The organism is Halomonas flagellata (assembly GCF_022487945.1).
GTDB lineage: Bacteria > Pseudomonadota > Gammaproteobacteria > Pseudomonadales > Halomonadaceae > Halomonas > Halomonas flagellata.
Genome location: NZ_JAKVPY010000007.1, coordinates 104,708 through 124,836, shown reverse-complemented (window position 1 = coordinate 124,836; position 20,129 = coordinate 104,708). Strand labels below are relative to the sequence as shown.

General features: G+C 66.8%; 23 protein-coding genes. 14 read left to right on the top strand and 9 right to left on the bottom strand.

Annotated elements, in window-relative coordinates:
• Nucleotides 1-35: 35 nt before the first annotated feature.
• The 3 genes from MKP05_RS07775 to norR form a co-directional block, all read right to left on the bottom strand.
• A complete protein-coding gene (locus tag MKP05_RS07775; RefSeq protein WP_240567787.1) occupies nucleotides 36-215 on the bottom strand; it encodes a hypothetical protein in 180 nt (59 codons plus the stop codon).
• A 36-nt stretch (nucleotides 216-251) separates the two neighbouring features.
• A complete protein-coding gene (locus tag MKP05_RS07770) occupies nucleotides 252-956 on the bottom strand; it encodes a succinate dehydrogenase iron-sulfur subunit (protein WP_338072346.1) in 705 nt (234 codons plus the stop codon).
• Nucleotides 957-1,160: 204 nt separating this feature from the next.
• Complete coding sequence (gene norR / locus MKP05_RS07765; protein ID WP_240567785.1) at nucleotides 1,161-2,705, bottom strand: nitric oxide reductase transcriptional regulator NorR; 1,545 nt, start codon at nucleotides 2,703-2,705, stop codon at nucleotides 1,161-1,163.
• 153 nt (nucleotides 2,706-2,858) lie between these two features.
• Here norR and ytfE point away from each other — a divergent pair, with 153 nt between their 5' ends.
• Both ytfE and MKP05_RS07755 read left to right on the top strand, forming a co-directional pair.
• Nucleotides 2,859-3,515, top strand: coding sequence for an iron-sulfur cluster repair protein YtfE (ytfE, locus tag MKP05_RS07760; RefSeq protein WP_240567784.1), 657 nt, complete (start codon nucleotides 2,859-2,861; stop codon nucleotides 3,513-3,515).
• A 62-nt stretch (nucleotides 3,516-3,577) separates the two neighbouring features.
• Nucleotides 3,578-4,195 (top strand): hemerythrin domain-containing protein, encoded by a 618-nt coding sequence (locus tag MKP05_RS07755; protein WP_240567783.1) that lies wholly within the window; start codon nucleotides 3,578-3,580, stop codon nucleotides 4,193-4,195.
• A gap of 71 nt (nucleotides 4,196-4,266) precedes the next feature.
• Here the strand turns inward: MKP05_RS07755 and MKP05_RS07750 are convergent, their stop codons facing one another.
• Nucleotides 4,267-4,695: a globin gene (locus tag MKP05_RS07750; RefSeq protein WP_240567782.1), complete on the bottom strand. Its 429-nt coding sequence runs from the start codon at nucleotides 4,693-4,695 to the stop codon at nucleotides 4,267-4,269.
• 198 nt (nucleotides 4,696-4,893) lie between these two features.
• Here MKP05_RS07750 and ubiU point away from each other — a divergent pair, with 198 nt between their 5' ends.
• The 10 genes from ubiU to MKP05_RS07710 all read left to right on the top strand — a co-directional run bounded on the left by ubiU (nucleotide 4,894) and on the right by MKP05_RS07710 (nucleotide 12,388).
• Nucleotides 4,894-5,889 carry a ubiquinone anaerobic biosynthesis protein UbiU gene (gene ubiU, locus MKP05_RS07745; protein ID WP_240567781.1) on the top strand — a complete coding sequence of 332 codons (996 nt, stop codon included), beginning with the start codon at nucleotides 4,894-4,896 and terminating at the stop codon, nucleotides 5,887-5,889.
• Nucleotides 5,890-5,897: 8 nt separating this feature from the next.
• On the top strand, nucleotides 5,898-6,809 hold the full coding sequence (locus MKP05_RS07740; RefSeq protein ID WP_240567780.1) for a U32 family peptidase: 912 nt from the start codon (nucleotides 5,898-5,900) through the stop codon (nucleotides 6,807-6,809).
• Nucleotides 6,810-7,010: 201 nt separating this feature from the next.
• Nucleotides 7,011-8,750: a ribonucleoside triphosphate reductase gene (locus MKP05_RS07735; RefSeq protein WP_338072343.1), complete on the top strand. Its 1,740-nt coding sequence runs from the start codon at nucleotides 7,011-7,013 to the stop codon at nucleotides 8,748-8,750.
• A 41-nt stretch (nucleotides 8,751-8,791) separates the two neighbouring features.
• Nucleotides 8,792-8,956, top strand: coding sequence for an anaerobic ribonucleoside-triphosphate reductase (nrdD, locus tag MKP05_RS21760; RefSeq protein WP_110284225.1), 165 nt, complete (start codon nucleotides 8,792-8,794; stop codon nucleotides 8,954-8,956).
• 46 nt (nucleotides 8,957-9,002) lie between these two features.
• Nucleotides 9,003-9,722: an anaerobic ribonucleoside-triphosphate reductase activating protein gene (locus MKP05_RS07730; RefSeq protein ID WP_240567779.1), complete on the top strand. Its 720-nt coding sequence runs from the start codon at nucleotides 9,003-9,005 to the stop codon at nucleotides 9,720-9,722.
• Nucleotides 9,723-9,824: 102 nt separating this feature from the next.
• Nucleotides 9,825-9,956: a hypothetical protein gene (locus tag MKP05_RS21755; protein WP_276316550.1), complete on the top strand. Its 132-nt coding sequence runs from the start codon at nucleotides 9,825-9,827 to the stop codon at nucleotides 9,954-9,956.
• Nucleotides 9,953-10,699: an anaerobic ribonucleoside-triphosphate reductase activating protein gene (locus MKP05_RS07725; RefSeq protein WP_240567778.1), complete on the top strand. Its 747-nt coding sequence runs from the start codon at nucleotides 9,953-9,955 to the stop codon at nucleotides 10,697-10,699. The genes MKP05_RS21755 and MKP05_RS07725 overlap by 4 nt, the downstream gene beginning before the upstream one ends.
• 121 nt (nucleotides 10,700-10,820) lie before the next feature.
• A complete protein-coding gene (locus MKP05_RS07720) occupies nucleotides 10,821-11,126 on the top strand; it encodes a nucleotidyltransferase domain-containing protein (protein WP_240567777.1) in 306 nt (101 codons plus the stop codon).
• Nucleotides 11,123-11,605, top strand: coding sequence for a hypothetical protein (locus tag MKP05_RS07715; protein WP_240567776.1), 483 nt, complete (start codon nucleotides 11,123-11,125; stop codon nucleotides 11,603-11,605). Before MKP05_RS07720 ends, MKP05_RS07715 begins: the two co-directional genes overlap by 4 nt.
• 27 nt (nucleotides 11,606-11,632) lie before the next feature.
• Nucleotides 11,633-12,388, top strand: a complete 756-nt coding sequence (locus MKP05_RS07710; protein WP_240567775.1) for a glutathione S-transferase family protein — start codon at nucleotides 11,633-11,635, stop codon at nucleotides 12,386-12,388.
• A gap of 21 nt (nucleotides 12,389-12,409) precedes the next feature.
• Here MKP05_RS07710 and MKP05_RS07705 read toward each other — a convergent pair whose 3' ends face one another.
• From MKP05_RS07705 to hemN, 5 genes are all read right to left on the bottom strand, one after another.
• On the bottom strand, nucleotides 12,410-13,150 hold the full coding sequence (locus tag MKP05_RS07705) for a ribonucleoside-diphosphate reductase (protein ID WP_240567774.1): 741 nt from the start codon (nucleotides 13,148-13,150) through the stop codon (nucleotides 12,410-12,412).
• 75 nt (nucleotides 13,151-13,225) lie between these two features.
• Complete coding sequence (locus tag MKP05_RS07700) at nucleotides 13,226-16,459, bottom strand: ribonucleotide reductase barrel domain-containing protein (RefSeq protein WP_240567773.1); 3,234 nt, start codon at nucleotides 16,457-16,459, stop codon at nucleotides 13,226-13,228.
• Nucleotides 16,460-16,492: 33 nt separating this feature from the next.
• Entirely contained in the window at nucleotides 16,493-16,978 is a 486-nt protein-coding gene (gene ubiT, locus MKP05_RS07695; protein WP_240567772.1) for a ubiquinone anaerobic biosynthesis accessory factor UbiT, read from the bottom strand.
• 207 nt (nucleotides 16,979-17,185) lie between these two features.
• Nucleotides 17,186-17,353: a helix-turn-helix domain-containing protein gene (locus MKP05_RS07690; protein WP_240567771.1), complete on the bottom strand. Its 168-nt coding sequence runs from the start codon at nucleotides 17,351-17,353 to the stop codon at nucleotides 17,186-17,188.
• A complete protein-coding gene (gene hemN / locus MKP05_RS07685) occupies nucleotides 17,307-18,692 on the bottom strand; it encodes an oxygen-independent coproporphyrinogen III oxidase (protein WP_240567770.1) in 1,386 nt (461 codons plus the stop codon). Before hemN ends, MKP05_RS07690 begins: the two co-directional genes overlap by 47 nt.
• A gap of 434 nt (nucleotides 18,693-19,126) precedes the next feature.
• Between hemN and MKP05_RS07680 the strand changes: the two genes are divergently transcribed.
• Nucleotides 19,127-19,570, top strand: coding sequence for an Rrf2 family transcriptional regulator (locus tag MKP05_RS07680; RefSeq protein ID WP_240567769.1), 444 nt, complete (start codon nucleotides 19,127-19,129; stop codon nucleotides 19,568-19,570).
• Between the two features lie 137 nt (nucleotides 19,571-19,707).
• Complete coding sequence (locus tag MKP05_RS07675) at nucleotides 19,708-20,019, top strand: c-type cytochrome (RefSeq protein WP_240567768.1); 312 nt, start codon at nucleotides 19,708-19,710, stop codon at nucleotides 20,017-20,019.
• Nucleotides 20,020-20,129 lie beyond the last annotated feature (110 nt).

Genomic DNA, 20,129 nt, shown 5'->3' with positions numbered 1-20,129 from the left:
CTCGCCCCGCCAAAAGATAGTAATTGATTACTATCTTATGCCACGACACTCTCCCGCGCCAGTGGCCAAGACCTGACGCGGTCGACCGGAAACACCAGCGCCACCCTCATTCGCTCATCCGGCTGCTGGTTGGCCAGGCCCGTGTACTGGTCGAACAGCCGATCATGGAAGTCGTGCAGCCATTCGAGCAGATCTTTCACCTGTCGAAAGGCCATCTCGCACCTCCTGCGGTGGGTATCGCATCACTGCGGTCAGCTGCCGCGCGCCAGCAGCATCGCCTTGATCTGGCCGATGGCACGCATGGGGTTGAGCCCCTTGGGGCAGACCCAGGTGCAGTTGGCGATCTGGCGGCAGCGGAACACGCTGAAGGGGTCGTCGAGCTCAGCCAGGCGCTCGTCGGTGGCGGTATCGCGGCTGTCGATCAGGAAGCGGTAGGCCTGGATCAGGCCGGCCGGGCCGATGTACTTGTCCGGGTTCCACCACCAGGAGGGACAGGCCGAGCTGCAGCAGGCGCAGAGGATGCACTCGTAGAGGCCGTCGAGCTTCTCGCGGTCTTCCGGGCTCTGCAGACGCTCGATGGCGGAGGGCGGGTCGTCGTTGATCAGCCAGGGCCGGATCTTCTCGAACTGCCGGAAGAACAGCGACTGGTCCACCACCAGGTCACGGATCACCGGCATGCCGGGCAGCGGACGCAGGGTCAGGGTGTCGGAGTCACCCAGCACCGCTTCCACCGGGGTGATGCAGGCCAGGCCGTTCTTGCCGTTGATGTTCATGCCATCGGAGCCGCACACCCCTTCCCGGCAGGAGCGCCGATAGGCCAGGGTGGGATCTTGCTGCTTGAGGTGCTCGAGGACGTCGAGCACCATGGCCTGGCGAAAACGCTCCTCGACTTCAAAGGTTGCCATTCTCGGCAGGTCGTCCTGCTCGGGATGATAGCGATAGAGATGCACCTTGATCATGGGCTAGCCCCCGGCTGGCATCAGGCGTCCGGTCGGCATCAGGAAAATCGATGCGATACGACCCATGTTCATATTTCAGTTCCTCCCGTCTGTGGCGACCACCCACTGCCGTGAACCGCCAGAACCAACGCACGGGCATCAAGATGTATATATTTTGCTTCTTACAGGGTAGCCGTCAGGTCAGGAGGATCAAGTCGGCCTTCAGCGTGTCCCGCCCCCGGCCTTGAGCCCCAGCCGCCTGGCAAGCTTGTGCAGGTTGCTGGCGTCCACCTCCAGGCGCCTGGCCGCCGCCGCCCAGCGCCCGTCGCAGGCGGCCAGGGCCTCGCGGATCGCCTGGCGCTGAGCCTGTTCCACTCGCTCACGCAGCGTCGGTGGCGCAATCTCGTCCGACATCTCCGGTCTCTCCCATGCGCCACTGGACACCTCCGCACGGCCGGGAATATCGAGCCAGGCTGGTTCCAGGGTGATGATATCGTCGCGCCGCGCCCCGTGGCTGAGGGCCTTGATTGCCGCGCGGCTGATCACGTGCTCGAGCTCGCGCACGTTGCCCGGCCAGGCGTAGGCCAGCAGCGCCTCCTCGGCCGCGGGCGAGAGGCGCAGGCTGCGCACCCCGAGCCGGGTGCGGTTGATCTCCAGGAAGTGGCCGGCCAGCACCAGCACGTCGCTTCCCCGCTCGCGCAGCGGCGGGATCGCCACCGGGTAGGCCGACAGCCGGTGGTAGAGGTCGGCGCGGAAGTGGCCATCGCGCACCCCGTCGGCCAGGCGACGATTGGTGGCGGCGATGATCCGCACGTCGACGCAGCGCGGGGTGTCCTCGCCCAGGCGCTGCACCTCGCCTTCCTGCAGGGCACGCAGCAGCTTGGCTTGGACGGGCAACGGCAACTCGCCTACCTCGTCGAGGAACAGGGTGCCACCATCAGCCGCCTCGAAGCGGCCGGCACGCCCGGCGGTGGCGCCGGAGAAGGCCCCCCTCACGTGGCCGAACAGCTCACTCTCGGCCAGGGATTCGGGCAGCGCGGCACAGTTGACCTGCACCAGCGGCGCGGCGCGGCGGGCGGAGCGCCGGTGCAGGCGACGCGCGAAGAGCTCCTTGCCCACCCCCGTCTCCCCCGTCAGCAGTACCGGCAGGTCAGAGGCCGCCACCACGTCCAGCTCGCGCAGCAGCCGCTGGAGCACCACGCTGTGGCCGAGGATGTCGCGCGCCTCGGGCGCCTCGAGGGCCACGCTGCCGTCCTGCTGCGCCATGCGCAGGGCGCGCAGGTCCCGCTCCAGGCGACTGACCCGCACCGCCGCCTCGACCAGCAGCGCATAGCTCTCCAGGGCCGTGCGATCGGCGGCATCGAAGGTGCCCGCCTCCAGCGCATCAAGGGTCAATACGCCCCAGGGTTCGGCCTCCACGTGCAGGCTGATGCCCATGCAGTCGTGAACGTGCAGCGGTTGGCCAGGCTGCTGCTCCACCAGACCGTCGTAGGGGTCCGGCAGGCTGGCATCCGGCGGGAAGAGCGTGGTGCGCCGGCTGGCGAGGATGGTGGCCAGGCGTGGGTGATGGGCCACCTCGAAGCGCCGACCCAGCGCCTCGCGCACCAGCCCATCCACGGCCACCGGCACCAGCGCATTCTCCTCCAGGCGCAGCAGGCAGACGGCGCCGCAGCGAAAGCCCTCGCGCAGGGTGCACGTCAATCGCTGCAGGCGCACGGCGCTGGGCAGGTCGGCGACCAGGTCCGCCAGCAGGGTCTCATCAAGCATGGTGATATTTACCTTTCTGGGTTCTATTTACCCGATTTTAACCGGGTAATTTTCACCCTCAAGCCGGTATTACCGCAAGAGACGGGCGCTCGCAACCTGGCACGCCCCTTGCCTATCAAGAATGCCATCCAACTTCATCGAGGAGTCCACACCATGAGCCTGCTGGAACAGAGCGTCGGTCGTACCGCCTTGACCCTGCCCGGTGCCACCCGCGTCTTCCATGACCACAATATCGACTTCTGCTGCGGCGGCCGTATCAGCCTGCGCGAGGCCGCCGATCGCGTTGGTCTGGCGCCCGAGGCCCTGGTCGCCGAGCTCGAGGCGCTGCCGGCGGGCGCGAGCGACGAGCGCGACTGGCAGTCGGCCAGCAACGAGGAGCTGATCAGGCATATCCTCACCCGCTACCACGATATCCACCGCCAGCAGCTGCCCGAGCTGGTGCGCATGGCCCGCCGCGTCGAGCAGGTCCATGGCGAGCGCGTCACCTGCCCCAACGGCCTGGCCGATCTCCTCATGCTGCTCCACCAGGAGATGGAGAGCCATATGCAGAAGGAGGAGCAGATCCTCTTCCCGATGCTTCGCCAGGGCATGGGCACCCAGGCCCGGGGCCCCATCGCGGTGATGCGCCACGAGCACGACGACCACGGCGAGCACCTTGAAAGGCTGGCGATGCTGACCGACGACATCACCCCGCCGAAGGGGGCCTGCACCACCTGGCGCGCCCTCTACACCGGGCTACGCGAGTTCCGCGACGACCTGATGCAACACATCCACCTGGAGAACAACCTGCTGTTCGAACGTGCCGGCTAAGCCCGGCCACACCGAGAACGGCGCGTCGTCGGCATTGGCGGCGACGCACCTGGGAGGCCACCATGAAAGCCATCCTGCTCGAACGCCTGCACGTCGACCACTACCGCTACCAGGCGCTGCTCTGCATCCTCGACCGCCAGCTGCATATCGCGGCCTGCGAGGAGATCCCCGACTACCGACTGCTGGCACGGCTTTGCCACTACCTCACCCGGCAGCCTGAGGAGTGGCATCACCGGGTGGAGGATGCCCTCTTCGAGCGCCTCGCCGCGCGCCATCCCGACAGCCGCGACACCCTCGAGGTGCTGGTCGAGGAGCACCGACGCATCACGACCTACGGCCGCGAACTCGAGGCGGCGTTCCACCGAATGGCGGACGAGACGCCAGACGCCGAGGCTGACGCCAACCTGCTCAACTTGGGCCAAGCCTTCAGCGAGCTCTACCACCACCACCTGCATACTGAAAACCAGCACATTTTCCCACTCATCGAGCGACAGGTCCCTGCCGGGGAGCTTGACGGCATGACGTCCGGAATCCCGCTGGACAGCCCCGCCGAGGGCAGCCCGAGCTTTCAGCTGCTCTACCGGCAGATCGCCGATCACCACACTGGGTTGCGCCTGGGCCACGGCGAACAGGCCGACTTCTGCCCGCTCTGCGATGCCAGGCCGGCCCACTCTTCTTGATTCAGCCATCAAATGAATCCACCGCATCGGCCCCCCATGGGCACCGCCCATGGGGGGCTCGTGGCACGGGTCTAATTGGAGCGGACACCCCGGTCGTAATGGAACGTCATGAAGACGATGCCCGGCGTCATCACCAGCCGCCAGGCCAGCTCCACCTCGTCATCGAACTGCTCGTCGAAGGTTCGAACCGTGTCGATCAGGGTCTCTAGCCAGAGGTCATACAGCCCGGGACGTATGTCGAGGTGCGCGCGATCGTGGCTGATCGCTACCTCCTGCAGGTAGTAGTCGGCATGGCTCGACGCGTAGAACGCCAGAAGGTGATAGAAGGCCTTTTTCAGCATGGCTTGCTGGCGAGCCATGTCGGTATGGCGAAACTTCTCTGCGACCTCGGGGGAAGCCGCGAGAAAGCGCTCATAGAAGGCCACGAAGAACGCCCGTCCCTCGACCTCTCGGCTCAGTACCCGCACGTAACTCGCGTCGAACAGGCGTTCAATGTCCATGACCACCTCGCATGGTGCGCGTGTCTATACCCAGACTAGGCCAGAGGCTCCCGCAAGGCCTCGTCAGGAGTCCTCCTCATGGCCCCGGCATGACCTGGATCACGCCAATCGTGAATGCCTCCTCACCATGACGCCAGTCAAGGGCCAGGCAAGGATGGTCGACTAGCATGGTCGGGTTTTCATCGACAGGAGTCCGCCATGGAGCTCGTCTGCCCCGCCGGCAACCTGCCCGCCCTGAAGCGCGCCGTGGACGAAGGGGCCGATGCCGTCTACTTCGGCTTCCAGAACACCACCAACGCCCGCCAGTTCGCCGGCCTGAACTTCACCGACCGGCGCGCCCGGGAAGGCATCGACTATGCCCACGCCCGCGGCAAGCGGGTGTTCTGCGCCATCAATACCTATCCACAGCCCGACGGCTGGGAGCTGTGGACCCGCGCCGTGGACCAGGCCGTCGAGCTGGGCGTCGACGCCCTGATCCTGGCCGACATGGGCCTGCTCGACTACGCCGCCCGCCGCCATCCCTCCCTTCCCCGGCACCTGTCGGTGCAGGGCTCGGCCACCAGCCATGAGGCGTTGCACTTCTACCACGAGCAGTTCGGCATCAAGCGCGCCGTGCTGCCGCGGGTGCTGTCGATCACCCAGGTGCGCGACCTGGCCAGGCAGAGCCCGGTGGAGCTGGAGGTGTTCGCCTTCGGCAGCCTGTGCATCATGGCCGAGGGGCGCTGCTACCTGTCGTCCTATCTCACCGGCGAGTCGCCCAACACCCGCGGCGTCTGCTCGCCGGCGGCCCAGGTGCGCTGGGAACAGACCCCCGAGGGGCTGGAGTCGCGCCTGGGCGGCGTGCTGATCGACCGCTACGCCGAGGGCGAACGGGCCGGCTACCCGACGCTGTGCAAGGGGCGCTTCGAAGTCGGCGGCGAGACCTACCACGCCATCGAGGAGCCCACCAGCCTCAACACCCTGGCGCTGCTCCCGGAGCTCGCCGAGCTCGGCATCAGCGCGGTGAAGATCGAGGGCCGCCAGCGCAGCCCCGCCTATGTGTCGAAGGTCGCCGGCATCTGGCGCCAGGCGCTCGACCGCCTGGAGCGTAGCCCCGAACGCTTCCACCCCGACCCCGCCTGGATGGCCGGCCTCGGCGAGGTCTCCGAGGGCGCCACCACCACCCTGGGCGCCTACGAGCGCCGCTGGAAATAGGAGGCCCCATGCCAACCCCCGACACCCTCAAGCTGTCGCTGGGCCCGGTGCTCTTCTACTGGACCCGCGAGCGCTACGCCGACTTCTACCGCGAGGCCGCCGACTGGCCGATCGAGATCGTCACCCTCGGCGAATCGGTCTGCTCGCGGCGCCGCGACATGAAGCTCGACGACTGGCTGGGCATCGGCCGCGAGCTGGCCCAGAGCGGCAAGAAGGTGGTGCTGGCGAGCCAGACCCTGATCGAGTCCGAGGCCGACCTGCGCGACCTGCGCCGGCTGTGCGACAACGGCGAATTCACCGTCGAGGCCAATGACCAGAGCGCGGTGCAGCGGCACTCGGCGGCCGGCCTGCCCTTCGTCGCCGGGGCGGCGCTCAACCTCTACAACCCGGCGACCCTGGCCGTGCTGGCCCACGCCGGCATGCAGTGCTGGCAGGCCCCGGTGGAGATGTCCCGCGCCGACCTGGCGCGTCTGCTCGACGACTGCCGCGACCAGGGCCTCGGACAGCCCTGCGAGGTGTTCGCCTACGGCCACCTGCCGCTGGCCTGGTCGTCGCGCTGCTTCACCGCGCGCCGCCACCAGAAGCCCAAGGACCGCTGCCGGTTCGTCTGCCAGCAGTACCCCGAGGGCCTGGCGCTGCGCTCCCAGGAATCCCGCGAGGTGTTTACCCTCAACGGCATCCAGACCCTCTCCGGCGCCTGCCAGGACCTGCGCCACGAGATCCCGGGCATGGCCGGGATGGGCGTCGGGATCGCACGGCTGAGCCCACGCGCCGAGGGCATGGCCGAGGTGGTCACCGCCTTCGATGCGGCCCGGCGCGGTGCGCTTCCGCCCCCCGACCCGCTGGCCCTGGTCGACGCCGAGATCTGCGACGGCTACTGGCATGGCCGTCCCGGCATGGACAACACCCGCGCCGGCTGATCCCGGCCAACGGCACGGCCAGCCTCTTACGGGCTCTACCTCGGGTGGAGCCCGTTTTCGTTGGTGACGCAACCCACCCACATCCTTACCCGCCCTTTTTCTGACCTGGGTCATCTCCCGCCATCTCGTCAGTCCCCAACCTGCAAAACACAATATATAGTGTCTTATAGTTAAAAAGATGGCATATATAGGGAGATCGCAGTGCCCCCCTCTACTAACGGTCAAACTGAAAAGCATCGCGTCGCTGTCGCCGCCACGGTCGACGAGTACCTCAAGCGCACCGACTGGCGCGTCCACGCCAACGCCAACCAGGGCTACTCCCTGGGCGGGTTGATTCTCAACGTCTCGGGCAAGCTGATCGCCAACTACTGGCTCGACGAGGTCTACCCCGCCGCGGTGGGCGAGGCACATCGCCGGGGCGACCTGCATATCCACGACCTCGACATGCTGTGCGGCTACTGCGCCGGCTGGTCGCTGCGCACCCTGCTGATCGAGGGCTTCAACGGCGTGCCCGGCCGCGCCGAGAGTGACCCGCCCCGACACCTCACCAGCGCCCTGGGCCAGATGGTCAACTTCCTCGGTACCCTGCAGAACGAGTGGGCCGGCGCCCAGGCCTTCAGCTCCTTCGATACCTACCTGGCGCCCTATGTGCGCAAGGAGGCACTGGACTACCCGGCGGTGAAACAGGCCATCCAGGAGTTCATCTACAACCTCAACGTGCCCTCGCGCTGGGGCAGCCAGACGCCCTTCACCAACCTGACCTTCGACTGGGTCTGCCCGGAGGATCTGCGCCGGCAGGTGCCGGTCATCGGCGGCGAGGAGCAGCCCTTCGCCTACGGCGAGCTACAGGCCGAGATGGACCTGATCAACCGCGCCTACCTGGAGGTGATGGAGGCCGGCGATCGCCAGGGGCGAGTCTTCACCTTCCCGATCCCCACCTACAACATCACCCGCGACTTCGACTGGGAGAGCGACAATACCGAGCGACTCTTCGCGCTGACCGCCAAGTACGGCCTGCCCTACTTCCAGAACTTCCTCAACTCCGACCTGGAGCCGCACATGGTGCGCTCCATGTGCTGCCGCCTGCAGCTCGACCTCGGCGAGCTGCTCAAGCGCGGCAACGGCCTGTTCGGCAGCGCCGAGCAGACCGGCTCGCTGGGGGTGGTGACGATCAACTGCGCGCGGCTGGGCCATCGCTTCGCCGGCGACCGCACGGGGCTGCTCGACGAGCTCGACCGGCTGCTGGCGCTGGGCCGCGACAGCCTGGAACTCAAGCGGGAACGCATCCAGGCGTGGATGGACGGCGGCCTCTACCCCTTCACCCGGCGCTACCTCGGCACCCTGCGCAACCACTTCTCGACCCTCGGCGTGAACGGCCTCAACGAGATGGTGCGCAACTTCAGCGACGACACCCATGACATCGCCGACCCGGAAGGGCAGCAACTGGCCCTGGAGGTGCTCGACCACGTACGCGGGCGGATGCAGGAGTACCAGGAGCAGACCGGGCACCTCTACAACCTGGAGGCCACCCCGGCCGAGGGCACCACCTACCGTTTCGCCCGGGAGGACCGCGCCCGTTATCCCGGCATCCTCCAGGCCGGCACGCCGGAGGCGCCCTACTACACCAACTCCAGCCAGTTGCCGGTGGGTCACACCGACGACCCCTTCGAGGCGCTGATCCACCAGGACCCACTGCAGACCCGCTACACCGGCGGCACCGTGCTGCATCTCTACATGCGCGAGAAGCTGTCCAGCGCTGCGGCCTGCCGGACCCTGGTGCGCACCGCCCTGTCCCGTTTCCGCCTGCCCTACCTGACCGTGACACCGACCTTCTCGATCTGTCCGGTACACGGCTACCTGGCCGGCGAACACGAATTCTGCCCCAGGTGCGACGACGCCCTGCTGGCAGAGCAGGCCTCGACGGCCGATGCCACGGCCTGAGGCGCCATTCCCCCCACCCCCGAAGCACGAAGGAGCATCACATGAGCCAAGCACACCACGACACCCTGCCCACCGAGCGTCGCCAGCGCTGCGAGGTCTGGACCCGGGTGATGGGGTACCACCGCCCGGTCAGCCAGTTCAACCTCGGCAAGCGCGCCGAGCATCGCGAGCGCCGCCACTTCACCGAGCAGGCCTCGAGCCACTGACCCGCAACGCCGGGCATCCACGGATGCCCGGCCCGGAAGTTTCGCCATGTCCGAGAGCAACACGATCCGGTTACCGGTGGCCGGCCTGACGCCCATGACCACCCTCGACTACCCGGGCCACCTGGCCTGCGTGGTCTTCCTGCAGGGCTGCCCGCTGCGCTGCGGCTACTGCCACAACCCCCAGATGCTCGCCCCGCGACGCGGCGATCCGCAGGAGTGGCAGGCGGTCCGCGACTTCCTGGCGCGTCGCCGCGGCCTGCTCGAGGCCGTGGTGTTCAGCGGCGGCGAGCCGACCCAGCACCCCGACCTGCCCGCCGCCATCGCCCAGGCCAGCACCATGGGCTTCAAGGTCGGGCTCCACACCGCCGGGGTCTACCCCCATCGCCTGGCCGAGCTGCTGCCCTGGCTCGACTGGGTGGGGCTGGACGTCAAGGGCGACGCCGAGACCTTCGACCGGATCTGCGGCCGCCCCGGCCTCCAGGCGGCACACGGGCGCAGCCTGGCCCTGCTGCTGGCGAGTGGGGTGGACCTGGAGTGCCGCACCACCGTGCACTGGCGCGATTTCGACCTGGCGGCGGTGAAGCGGCTGGCACTGAGCCTGGCCGAGCGCGGCGTGACCCGCTATGCGCTGCAGATCGCCCGCCCCGGGCAGAGCCTCGATGGCGCCTACGCCGCACCGGTCCCAGGCGCCCCGGGCACGGCGGCCCTGGACGCCCTCGTCGAGGGCCTGCGGCCGGCCTTCGAGAGCCTGATCCTGCGCCGCTGAGCCACCGCCGGCCGCCCAATCCCGCCTCGCCATGACCCGCGTCAAGGGCCGCCGGCGAATGGTCGACTAGCATGGTCGGGTTTTCATCGAGAGGAGTCCGCCATGGAGCTCGTCTGCCCCGCCGGCAACCTGCCCGCCCTGAAGCGCGCCGTGGACCAGGCCGCCGAGAGCTGGGACGGCTACTGGCACGGTCGCCCGGGCATGGACCACAGCCGAGCGGGGAACGTCATATGAGCGCCCGGATCATCCCCCTCGCCCCCGAGTCGCCCCCGGCGATCCGCCTGCCGGTAGCAGGTTTCACCGCCCTGGACACCCGAGTCTTTCCGGGCCGGCGTGCCGCCGTGGTCTATCTGCAGGGCTGCCCGCTACAGTGCGGCTACTGCGAAACCGGCGAGATGACCACCCCGCGCCGCGGCGAGCCCGGCGAGTGGGAGGGCCTCCAGGCCCTGCTGGCCGCCGGCAGCGGTCAGCTCGATGCGGTGGTGTTCAGCGGCGGCGAGCCGACCCTGCACGCCGACCTGCCGGCCGCCGCCGAGGCCTGTCGGGCGCTGGGCCTGGCGGTGGGGCTGCACACCGCCGGCCCCTATCCCGAGCGGCTCGAGGCCCTGCTGCCACAACTCGATTGGGTGGCGCTGGACACCAAGGGGCGCGGTGCCGACTTCGACCGCATCGCCGGCCGCGAGCGGATCTGGCAACGCCACGCCCGGAGCCTCTCGCTGCTGCTGGAGGGCGATACCCCCTTCGAGTGCCGCACCACGGTGCACTGGCGCGACTTCAGCCTCGAGGCCCTGGAGCGACTGGCCATGACCCTGGCCGACTGCGGCGTGCGCCACTACGCCATCCAGCTGGCCCGCCTCGAGCGCTGCCGTGATCCCGACTACTGCCGGCCGGTGGCCGATGCCCCCTCCCGGGAGACCCTGGAGACCCTGGTCCGGCGGCTGCGTCCCCACTTCGCGCATATCGAGCTGCGCGGCTAGGACCTGCTACTCCGCTTCCCGGGCCATCATGGCCCCCCACGACACCGCCTCGGGCGCCGGCCGGCGGCAGTCCGACCTATGCTAAGCTGGCCGTAACGATATCCACCGCGGACGATTCGGGATGCGCCTTTCGAAGCACCAGTGTCAGATCATCCGCCAGACCGTGGCCAACTGCTTTGGCCCCGGGGCTCGCGTCTATCTGTTCGGTTCCCGCGCCGATGACACAGCTCGCGGCGGCGACATCGATCTGCTCATCGAGACCGAGATGACCGATGTCGACGAGATCGTCAGGGCCGAGATCCAGTTCCAGGTCAAGGTGCAGCAGAGGTTGGGCGAGCAGAAGATCGATCTGCTCATCGACTATCCGGGGCGCGGGGAGCATCCTCCGATCTTCGCCGTCGCCGAGCGCACGGGTGTGCCGCTATGACCGATATCGCCCAGCAACGCCTCCAGGATGCCTGGCGCCAATGCCGGAAACATCTGCATCATCTCAGGCATGCACTCCGCTCGTTGCAGGAACGGCTGCCGCTGTCGGGAAGAGGGCTCGCCGCCATGGACGACGAAGGCATCCAGGATCTCGACCAGTTCGTGCTTCGTTTCGGCAAGCTTCAGGATGCTATCGGCACCAGGTTGCTCCCTTCGGTGCTGGACTATCTCCAAGAACCCTTCGAAGACCTCCCGATGATCGACAAGCTTAACCGTCTGGAAAAGCTGGGATTCCTGGAAAGTGCCGAACAGTGGCAGCAGTTACGGGCGATCCGAAATCGCTTCGCTCACGACTATCCCGACGACCACGACAAGAACGCCGCACTTCTCAACCTAGCCATCGGGTCAGTGGACGAACTGATCGACCTGCTGCGTCGAATCGAGGAAAAATTGGACCTGCCGGCTCTCGATTCACACTGAGCAACAGAAGGCGTCGGAGATACCGTCATGTCCCATTCCAGCGAAGGACAGGCCCCGTCTTACCGGCTGTTCTACTCACCGGACAGCGCCAACCTGGTGATCCGCATGGTGCTGGAGGAGGTGGGCGCCCGCTACCGCGACGTGCGCATCGACTGCGCCAGGGGTGGCCTCGACGATCCGGCCTTTCGTGCCCTGAATCCCCAGGGGCTGCTACCGGTCCTGGTGGACGAGACCAGCGGGGTCCCCCTGTTCGAGACCGGGGCCATCCTGCTGCACCTGTGCGAGCGGCATGCCAGCCTAGCGATCACGGATCCGGCGCAACGAGGGGCCTTCCTGGCCTGGCTGTTCTTCCTCTCCAACACCCTGCACGCCGACCTGCGGCTGCGCTTCTACACCTGGCGCTATGCCGAAGGCAAGGCGGAGATCCAGCACCTTAGAGATATGCTGAGTCGCCGCATTCAGCAGCATCTGCAACTGCTCGAAGATCTTGCCGACCATGGCCAGGGAGCGGGGTTGCTGCCGAGTGGCCCCAGCGTGCTCGAGCCCTACCTGGCCTGCCTGGTTCGCTGGATGCAGCTCTACCCCCTCGACGCCCCCCTCGGTGGCATCGCCCGGGACGAGTACCCGCATCTCGTTCACCTGTTGAGGCGGCTGGAAGGCCGACCGGCCATCCGCCGCGCGGCGGCAGCCGAGGGCATCGAGGGACGCCTGTTTCTCACCCCCGACTATCCTCGCGGTGACCCGTGCCGACTCGTAGGTCACGCCCCGAACCAAATCGACTGAGCCACGCGCTGGCCGAGGCGCTTAGCCGCACTTCGACCAGCCGCAGCCGGCGTAGCAGGTGGGGCAGCCGTCCATCATGATCAGCTCGCCGTTGCACTCGGGGCAGTACCCGACCACGGTGGGCTTGCCGCTCTTGTCGTGGGCCTCGCGCTCGGCGTGGGCGATCTCCTCGGGGGTCGGCGGCTGCCAGGCATGGCCGCTGGCCAGCCGCTGGGCATAGCGGCTGACCAGCTCCTCCACGGGCACCTGGTTGCCGTCGATGTCGAGGAAACCGCGGCGGTAGAGGATCTGCTGGATCGACCAGGCGATGGCCGCGACCTCGGAGTCGTGGAACATCGGCTTGCCCCAGCGGTTCATGCCGCAGCGCACCAGGCCCTTGTCCCAGGCCACCTTGCGCAGGTCGGCCACCGCCTGGGTGACGTAACCGCCACGGGCGGCCAGCGACAGGCTGCGCATGGTGGCGGTGATCCACTGGTGCTCACTGGAGAGCTGGCCGGAGGGGAAGAAGAACTCCACCGGGCGCTCGATCACCACCCGCTTGCCGCCCAGCACGCCCTCCACCGGCATGAAGGAGACCAGCAGGTAGACCTTCTTGCGGCCCTCGGCGCCGACATAGGAGATCTTCTCCGACACGGCCTCCAGGGTGCCCTCGGGACGCGACGGGATGCGCACCGTGAGCGGGTTCTCGTCGGCGAGCGGCGGCGCTTCCACCGCCTTCTTGACGCTGTAGGAGACGATCTTCGAGGTGATTTCGACGGCCATCAGCGGGCTCCTCCGGAAAGTTGTTGGGTGGCGCAATGCTTCCATCGCTCGGAGCTGATCCGGCACAAGCCATTATTACCACTTGCCATAGGTGCCTTCCTTCAGCGCATCGTAGAGGTTCGCCGCGGTGTGCTCCTCGCCGTCGTAGATCACCTTCTCGTCGCCCTTGAGCTCCAGGGTCTCGCCGTTCTCCAGCTCGAAGACGTAGGTGGTGTTCTTGAGGTCGTCCTCGCGTACCAGCACGCCCTGGAAGGCCTCGGGGTTGAAGCGGAAGGTGGTGCAGCCCTTGAGCTGGCTGTCGTAGGCGTCGAGGTAGAGGCCCTTGAAGTCGTCGAAGGCGAAGTCGGTGGGCACGTTCACCGTCTTGGAGATCGCCGAATCGACCCAGGCCTGGGCCGCCGCCTGCACCGCCACGTGCTGCTTCGGGGACACCGCATCGGCGGTGATGAAGTAGTCGGGCAGGTCGCTCTCCACCGCGTCGGCGGCGATGAAGTGGCGGTAGGCGGCCAACTCGAAGGAGCACACTTCCACTTGCTCCTTGGTCTTCTTGCCCGCCTGGATGACGTTGCGGAAGTAACGGTGCGAGAACGACGGCTCGATGCCGTTGGAGGCGTTGTTGCCCAGGGACAGCGATATGGTGCCGGTCGGTGCGATGGACGAATGGTGGGTGAAGCGTGCGCCGTGCTCGGAGAGTGCGGCGACCAGTTCCGGCTCCACCTCGGCGATCTTCTGCATGTAGCGGCTGTAGCGGGCATGCAACAGGCGACCCGGCACCTTGTCGCCCACCTCGTAACCGTCCTTGGCCAGCTCGGGGCGTTCGCGCAGCATCTTCGGGGTGATCTCGAAGTCCTCGGCCAGGATCGGCGCCATGCCCTTCTCGCGGGAGAGCTCGAGGGCCTGCTTCCAGCCCTCGATGGCCAGGGTGCGGCTCACCTCCTCGGTGAAGGCCAGCGACTCGGCGGAGCCGTAGGGAATCTTGAGCATGGTCAGGGTCGAGCCCAGGCCCAGGAAGCCCATGCCGTGGCGGCGCTTGGCCTCGATCTCGCGACGCTGGCCGGCGAGCGGCAGGCTGCTGATCTCCACCACGTTGTCGAGCATGCGGGTGAAGATCGCCACCACCTTGCGGTAGCGCTCCCAGTCGAAGCGCGGCGTCTTGCCGAAGGGCTCGATGACGAAGCGGGTGAGGTTCACCGAACCCAGCAGGCAGGCGCCCTCGGGCGGCAATGGCTGCTCTCCGCATTGCCCCGTGACCAACCCATTGAAAATTACCGTATTGTTATCGACTTGGGTGGTGTCGTAGACGGCTTCACGACCCACATGCTGTATGGCTGCCACCGTGGCCATGAAGGATTGAGTCTTGCGCAGCAGCTTGCCCTGCACCCACTCCTGATACCTTTCGTTCTTGTAACCGAGCAGGAAGCCGACTTCCTCCATGAAGCGCTCACGGGATTCGCCGTCGATGATCAACTCATGATCGGCCTGGCAGGCATACTGCCGAGTTCCTCCCTTGCCATCCGGCAGCACTCGAGTGCCGGCCTCACGTCGCTTGTGGATACGACAGAAAATCCCCAGGTTGGCAAGCAGCGTCTGGACATCCTTGAGTAAGCTGACTTCGCTCGAAGCGAGGCGAACCGAGCAGCTCTGGCTATTGCTGGACACATTGACGGTACCATCTGCCTGAAACAGCCCGCGCAGATAGCCCTTGACGCACGCCTCGGTGCCCCGCCAGACCACCTCCGGCACCTGCAGCTTGGTCTCCCGGGTAAAACCGTAGTGTTCCAGGAGGCGGGCCAGGATCACCGAGCGAACAAAGACATGCTGGCGCTCGGCCACCGCTACAGGCGCCACCGCATATTGACGCGCCGTTTTGGCCGCACCAGCAATCAGCTCATTAACATACTCGGCTGTGATATCGGCCAGCTGACGGTCCTCTCCCCAGAAGTTGATGAGCACGGCCTCATGGCCGTTGCCACGGTGCGTGAAATGCCCATCGCCGGCAATCAAGCCTAGCAGGGTACCCAGCCGCTCATCACCCTGGTCACCGAACTGGCCCTTACCGGACTGTACCCATACGCTATCGCCCACCTGCAGTTCCTTGAGAGGAATCTTGCCTCGCTGGGTATAGAAATCATGCCATGCAGTCGCCTTGATTTCGTAACCTTCGCGCGTGGTGACCCGATAAACATCGGCTTGTCTGGCTGTCATGAAGGCAGGCACAGCCGGGCGGGTTTCAACCCCCCTGTCATCAAGTTCGAGTGCACGCTTGTCGACCGTCACATCGAGAGCATGACCCAGTTGGTAAAGCTCACCGATGGGCACCTGACCGAACTGGGTATGCAACCGGGTATCCGCCGTCACGCAGGGGTTGGTCGCGCGGATCTCCTCGCAGAACCAGTTGTTGTTCATGCGGTTGACTTGGTCGATCAGGATGAAGCCCGGCTCGGCGAAGTCGTAGGTCGAGCGCATGATGGTGTCCCACAGCTCGCGCGCCTTGATCACCTCGACGATGCGGCAGGCCACGCGGCCCTCGTCGTCGACGGTGTAGCCCTCCTCGATCACCGGCCAGTCGCGATAGATGAGCTCGTCGGGGCCCACGTCCTCCTTCTCGCCGGGGTGCAGCGGGAAGGCCAGCGGCCAGTCGGCGTCGCTCCTGACCGCCTCCATGAACTCGTCGGTGATCAGCAGGCTCAGGTTGAACTGGCGCAGCCGGCCGGCCTCGCGCTTGGCCTCGATGAACTGGCGGACATCGGGATGGCCCACGTCGAAGGTGGCCATCTGGGCGCCGCGGCGCCCGCCGGCGGAGGCCACCGTGAAGCACATCTTGTCGTAGATATCCATGAACGCCAGGGGGCCGTTGGTGCCGGCCCCGGCGCCGAACACGAAGGCGCCCCTGTGGCGCAGGGTGGAAAAGTCATAGCCGATTCCCGCTCCGCTTTTTAACGTCATGCCGGCATCCACCACCGCGGAGAGGATGTCGTGCATGGAGTCGCGGATGGTGCGCGACACCGTGCAATTGATCAGGCTCACCGCCGGCTTGTAGTCGTCGGCGCCGGCGTTGGACATGATCCGCCCGGCCGGAATGGCGCCGTTCTCCAGCGCCCAGCGGAACTTCGGCAGCCACTCGTCGGCCTGGTCGCCCTCCACCGCGGCCAGGGCGCGGGCCACCCGCTCCCAGGTGGCCGCCACGTCCTTGTCCACCGGGCGCCCGTGGCGATCCTTGAGCCGGTACTTGGAATCCCAGATATCACGGGAGGGGGCCTGCATCGGTACCTCGTTGGATGTCTTGACGGCCTTGGCGGAAGTGCTCATTCAGGGTCTCCAGAGAAGTCTAGGATAACGGGGTCAGTGATCGCGATGCGCCAACCGCTCGAGTCGCAGCAGCCATTCGCCCAGGCGACCCTGGGCCAGGCCCTCCTCGCGGCCATCGAGCAGGTTCTTGACCGTCAGGCCCAGCTCGGTGTCGCCCTCGATCAGCAGGCGACGCTGGAAGAACAGGCTGTCGGGGTCCTCGCGACGGGTGGCCAGGCAGAGGAACTCGCGCCAGCCGCCGTGGATGGTCGCCTCGCCGGCCCCGCGGCAGAGCACCAGGCGGCCCGCCTCGAGCCCCAGGGTCAGCACCACCCCCAGATCGTCGACGGCCAGGCTGACCCGGCGCCCCTCGAGGGCATCGAACTCGCCTTCCGCCAGCGGCTCGGCGAAGGTGCGGTTGAGCAACGGCTCCACCAGGCGACGCTTGACGGCGATGGGCACCCTCGGGTCGAGGGCACGGATCAGGCGGCTCGGGGCGGGTGGGCGCGGCAGTGACAGGGACGGGAAAGGCAGGGACATGCTAACTCTCCTGGTGACGTCGATGCGGCCGGGGCCGCCGAACCGCTCATCCTAGGCGTCATGAAAGACGTTCGCACTGACATGCATCAAGCCCTGGCCGGTGCGACCACTCGCACGGCCAGACACCATATATAGATCATTCGACCGCAGAAAGCACAAGATGTCGTTGAGCTTGACCATCAACGCTGCGACGGCCTACCGCTGTCGTCAGCGCTTGATGCCCGGCCGGCGGGCCAGCTTGTGCAGGTTGCTCGGGTCCATGGCGAGCCGCCGCGCGGCCGCCGCCCAGTTGCCCCGGCAGGCGGCCAGGGCAGCGTGAATCGCCTGATCAGACCGTGCGGGAATAGCGCCCCTCGCTGCGTGCCAGATAGGCATCGAAGGCCATGGCGGCATTGCGCATCATCAGTCGCCCGGCGGGCAGCACCTCGATCTCGCCCTCGCGGATCGCCAGCAGGCCGTCGGCGGCCATCTCCTCGAGTTCGGCGAGGGCGTCGGCGAAGTAGTCGCGGAAGACGATGCCGTGGGCGGCCTCGATCGTGGCGAAGACGATGCGGCCGTGGCACATCAGGGCGTTGATCACGTCGCGACGCAGGCGGTCGTCGTCGTTGAGGCGATAGCCGCGCATCACCGGCAGCCGGCCGGCCTCCAGCCGGTGCTGGTACTGGGCGGTCTCCTTGACGTTCTGGCTGTAGCTGTCACCGACCTTGCCGATGGAGGTGATGCCCAGGCCAATCAGGTCGCAGTCGGCGTGGGTCGAGTAGCCCTGGAAGTTGCGCTGCAGGGTGCCGTTCTCGCGCGCCAGGGAGAGCTCGTCCTCGGGCAGGGCGAAGTGGTCCATGCCGATATAGACATAGCCGGCCGCGGACAGCCGGCGGATGGTCAGCTCCAGTAATTCCAGCTTGCGCTCCGGGGGCGGCATGTCCTCGGGGCGGATCAGCCGCTGGGCCTTGAACAGCTCGGGCAGGTGGGCATAGCTGTAGGCGGCGATGCGGTCGGGCCGCAGGGCGATGATCTTGTCCAGGGTGACGTCAAAGCTCGCCACCGTCTGCAGCGGCAGGCCATAGATCAGGTCGACGCTGACCGACTGGAAGCCGGCCTCGCGGGCCGCCTGCACCAGGGCCACCACCTGCTCCTCGCTCTGGATGCGATTGACGGCCTGCTGGACGTCAGCATCGAAGTCCTGCACGCCGAAGCTGAGCCGGTTGAAGCCCAGGGCACGCAGCTCATGGATCTGCTCGGGGGTGACGGTGCGCGGGTCGACCTCCAGGGAGAACTCGCGCGCCTCCGGCGGGGCGAAGTGGAAGGCCGCGTCCAGTGCCTCCATCAGCTCGCCCAGCTGGGCGTTGCTCAGGTAGGTGGGGGTGCCGCCGCCCAGGTGCAGCTGGGTCATGCGCCGCGAGGCGTCGAACAGCGCGGCCTGGACCCCGATCTCCTGCTTGAGCCACTCGAGGTACTCGGCGGCCCGCTCGGTGTTGTGGGTGATGATCTTGTTGCAGGCGCAGTAGTAGCACAGGCTCTTGCAGAACGGGATGTGCACGTAGACCGACAGCGGCTTGGGCGACTCGGCCCGGTTGCTGCGCTCCGCTGCCGCGCGGTAGTCATCCTCGGCGAAGGCCGCATGGAACTGGGGCGCCGTGGGGTAGGAGGTGTAGCGCGGCCCCGGGCGGTCGTACTTCTCCACCAGGGGGCGGTCGAACGGGAGATCCTGTGGCATGTCGTGAAGCGGCCTCTTGAAGCCTGTATTCAAGCAAGAACGGGGGCAGGGCCCGCGGGCCCTGCCGAATGAGGGAAGTATGCCATCCGCTATCCGCGGCGTCGGTACCCTTCAAGAGGTAGCTGACCCAGGTCAAAGGAGGGAGGGCATGAGGAGATCAAGCGTTGACAACCTCCCTTAACATTCATGTAAATTACACTTTATGATATCGCCCGAAGGGCACCATACGGCCGACCAGGGTGGTTTCACGACTCGCCTGGAGCGGGCTGGCCCTGACGGCCGCGACCTGCTTCTGCTGTGGAGTGGGCGCCTCGTGCTGATGCGACCCGATGCCGCACCCCTGCCCGCCATGGGCACACGGGAACTGGTAAACTGAACAGACGTTGACCCATCGTTATCGACCGCTACCCAGCCACGAGGCGCCGGATCCTGCCATGCACCTGACTCGCTTTACCGACTACTCGCTGCGCGTGCTGATCTTCCTGGCCGTCAAGGGCGAGGAACGCTCCACGATCCAGGAGATCGCCGAGCGCTTCGAGGTCTCTCACAATCACCTGATGAAGGTGGTGCAGGAGCTCAGCCACAAGGGCTACATCACGGCCATTCGCGGCAAGAACGGTGGCCTGCTGCTCAAGAAGGCACCGGAAACGATCACCCTCGGCGCCCTGGTCCGCGACACCGAGCACGACCTGCAGCTGGTGGAGTGCTTCGGCGACCATAACGAGTGCCTGATCACTCCGGCGTGTCGCCTCAAGCCGATACTGGCCGAGGCCCTGAAGGCCTTTCTCGACGTGCTCGACCAGTACACCCTGGCCGACATGCTGGGGCCACAGCGTCCCCAACTCGCCCAGTTGCTGCGCATCGAACCGGCGTCGTGAACATGGCTGATGCGCTGAGGCGGGCTTATGCTGACACAGGTCAGTACCCCACCATCGGCCCACTGGCACCATGGGACCATTCGGCCCGGAACCCCGGGTCTCTTCAAGCCGGCAAGAACGCATCATGGAGATTGGTTATGAAAAGACTGGCCGCCGCCACCCTCACCGGCATCGCCGCCCTGGCATTCTCGGCCTTCGCCCAGGCGGAGCCCGACGGCGAGGCGATCTACAACCAGGCCTGCATGGCCTGCCACATGACCGGCGCCGCCGGCGCGCCCATCAAGGACGACGAGGAGGCCTGGGCGCCTCGCCTGGAGAAGGGCATGGAGACCCTCTACGACCACGCCATCAACGGCTTCCAGGCCATGCCGCCCAAGGGTGGGCAGATGAACCTGAGTGACGAGGAGGTCAAGGCGGCGGTCGACTTCATGCTCGAGCCGGTCCTCTGAGACCGAGCCACCCAGCAGGCCCGGCAGGACCAACCGCCGATGTGACGAGGCGTCATGCGGCATTCGCGGCATGGCGCCCCGTCGTTCTTCTCTCTTGAAGCCCCCTACCC

What these genes read in the sequence shown, in the direction of transcription:
- MKP05_RS07710 (WP_240567775.1), top strand. Translation starts at nt 11,633, where the DNA reads ATGTCCCATTCCAGCGAAGGACAGGCCCCGTCTTACCGGCTGTTCTAC.
- MKP05_RS07715 (WP_240567776.1), top strand. Translation starts at nt 11,123, where the DNA reads ATGACCGATATCGCCCAGCAACGCCTCCAGGATGCCTGGCGCCAATGC.
- MKP05_RS07725 (WP_240567778.1), top strand. Translation starts at nt 9,953, where the DNA reads ATGAGCGCCCGGATCATCCCCCTCGCCCCCGAGTCGCCCCCGGCGATC.
- hemN (WP_240567770.1), bottom strand. Translation starts at nt 18,692, where the DNA reads ATGCCACAGGATCTCCCGTTCGACCGCCCCCTGGTGGAGAAGTACGAC.
- MKP05_RS07730 (WP_240567779.1), top strand. Translation starts at nt 9,003, where the DNA reads ATGTCCGAGAGCAACACGATCCGGTTACCGGTGGCCGGCCTGACGCCC.
- MKP05_RS07700 (WP_240567773.1), bottom strand. Translation starts at nt 16,459, where the DNA reads ATGAGCACTTCCGCCAAGGCCGTCAAGACATCCAACGAGGTACCGATG.
- MKP05_RS07690 (WP_240567771.1), bottom strand. Translation starts at nt 17,353, where the DNA reads ATGCCTATCTGGCACGCAGCGAGGGGCGCTATTCCCGCACGGTCTGAT.
- ytfE (WP_240567784.1), top strand. Translation starts at nt 2,859, where the DNA reads ATGAGCCTGCTGGAACAGAGCGTCGGTCGTACCGCCTTGACCCTGCCC.
- MKP05_RS07750 (WP_240567782.1), bottom strand. Translation starts at nt 4,695, where the DNA reads ATGGACATTGAACGCCTGTTCGACGCGAGTTACGTGCGGGTACTGAGC.
- MKP05_RS07740 (WP_240567780.1), top strand. Translation starts at nt 5,898, where the DNA reads ATGCCAACCCCCGACACCCTCAAGCTGTCGCTGGGCCCGGTGCTCTTC.
- MKP05_RS21755 (WP_276316550.1), top strand. Translation starts at nt 9,825, where the DNA reads ATGGAGCTCGTCTGCCCCGCCGGCAACCTGCCCGCCCTGAAGCGCGCC.
- MKP05_RS07675 (WP_240567768.1), top strand. Translation starts at nt 19,708, where the DNA reads ATGAAAAGACTGGCCGCCGCCACCCTCACCGGCATCGCCGCCCTGGCA.
- ubiU (WP_240567781.1), top strand. Translation starts at nt 4,894, where the DNA reads ATGGAGCTCGTCTGCCCCGCCGGCAACCTGCCCGCCCTGAAGCGCGCC.
- nrdD (WP_110284225.1), top strand. Translation starts at nt 8,792, where the DNA reads ATGAGCCAAGCACACCACGACACCCTGCCCACCGAGCGTCGCCAGCGC.
- MKP05_RS07775 (WP_240567787.1), bottom strand. Translation starts at nt 215, where the DNA reads ATGGCCTTTCGACAGGTGAAAGATCTGCTCGAATGGCTGCACGACTTC.
- norR (WP_240567785.1), bottom strand. Translation starts at nt 2,705, where the DNA reads ATGCTTGATGAGACCCTGCTGGCGGACCTGGTCGCCGACCTGCCCAGC.
- ubiT (WP_240567772.1), bottom strand. Translation starts at nt 16,978, where the DNA reads ATGTCCCTGCCTTTCCCGTCCCTGTCACTGCCGCGCCCACCCGCCCCG.
- MKP05_RS07705 (WP_240567774.1), bottom strand. Translation starts at nt 13,150, where the DNA reads ATGGCCGTCGAAATCACCTCGAAGATCGTCTCCTACAGCGTCAAGAAG.
- MKP05_RS07755 (WP_240567783.1), top strand. Translation starts at nt 3,578, where the DNA reads ATGAAAGCCATCCTGCTCGAACGCCTGCACGTCGACCACTACCGCTAC.
- MKP05_RS07680 (WP_240567769.1), top strand. Translation starts at nt 19,127, where the DNA reads ATGCACCTGACTCGCTTTACCGACTACTCGCTGCGCGTGCTGATCTTC.
- MKP05_RS07720 (WP_240567777.1), top strand. Translation starts at nt 10,821, where the DNA reads ATGCGCCTTTCGAAGCACCAGTGTCAGATCATCCGCCAGACCGTGGCC.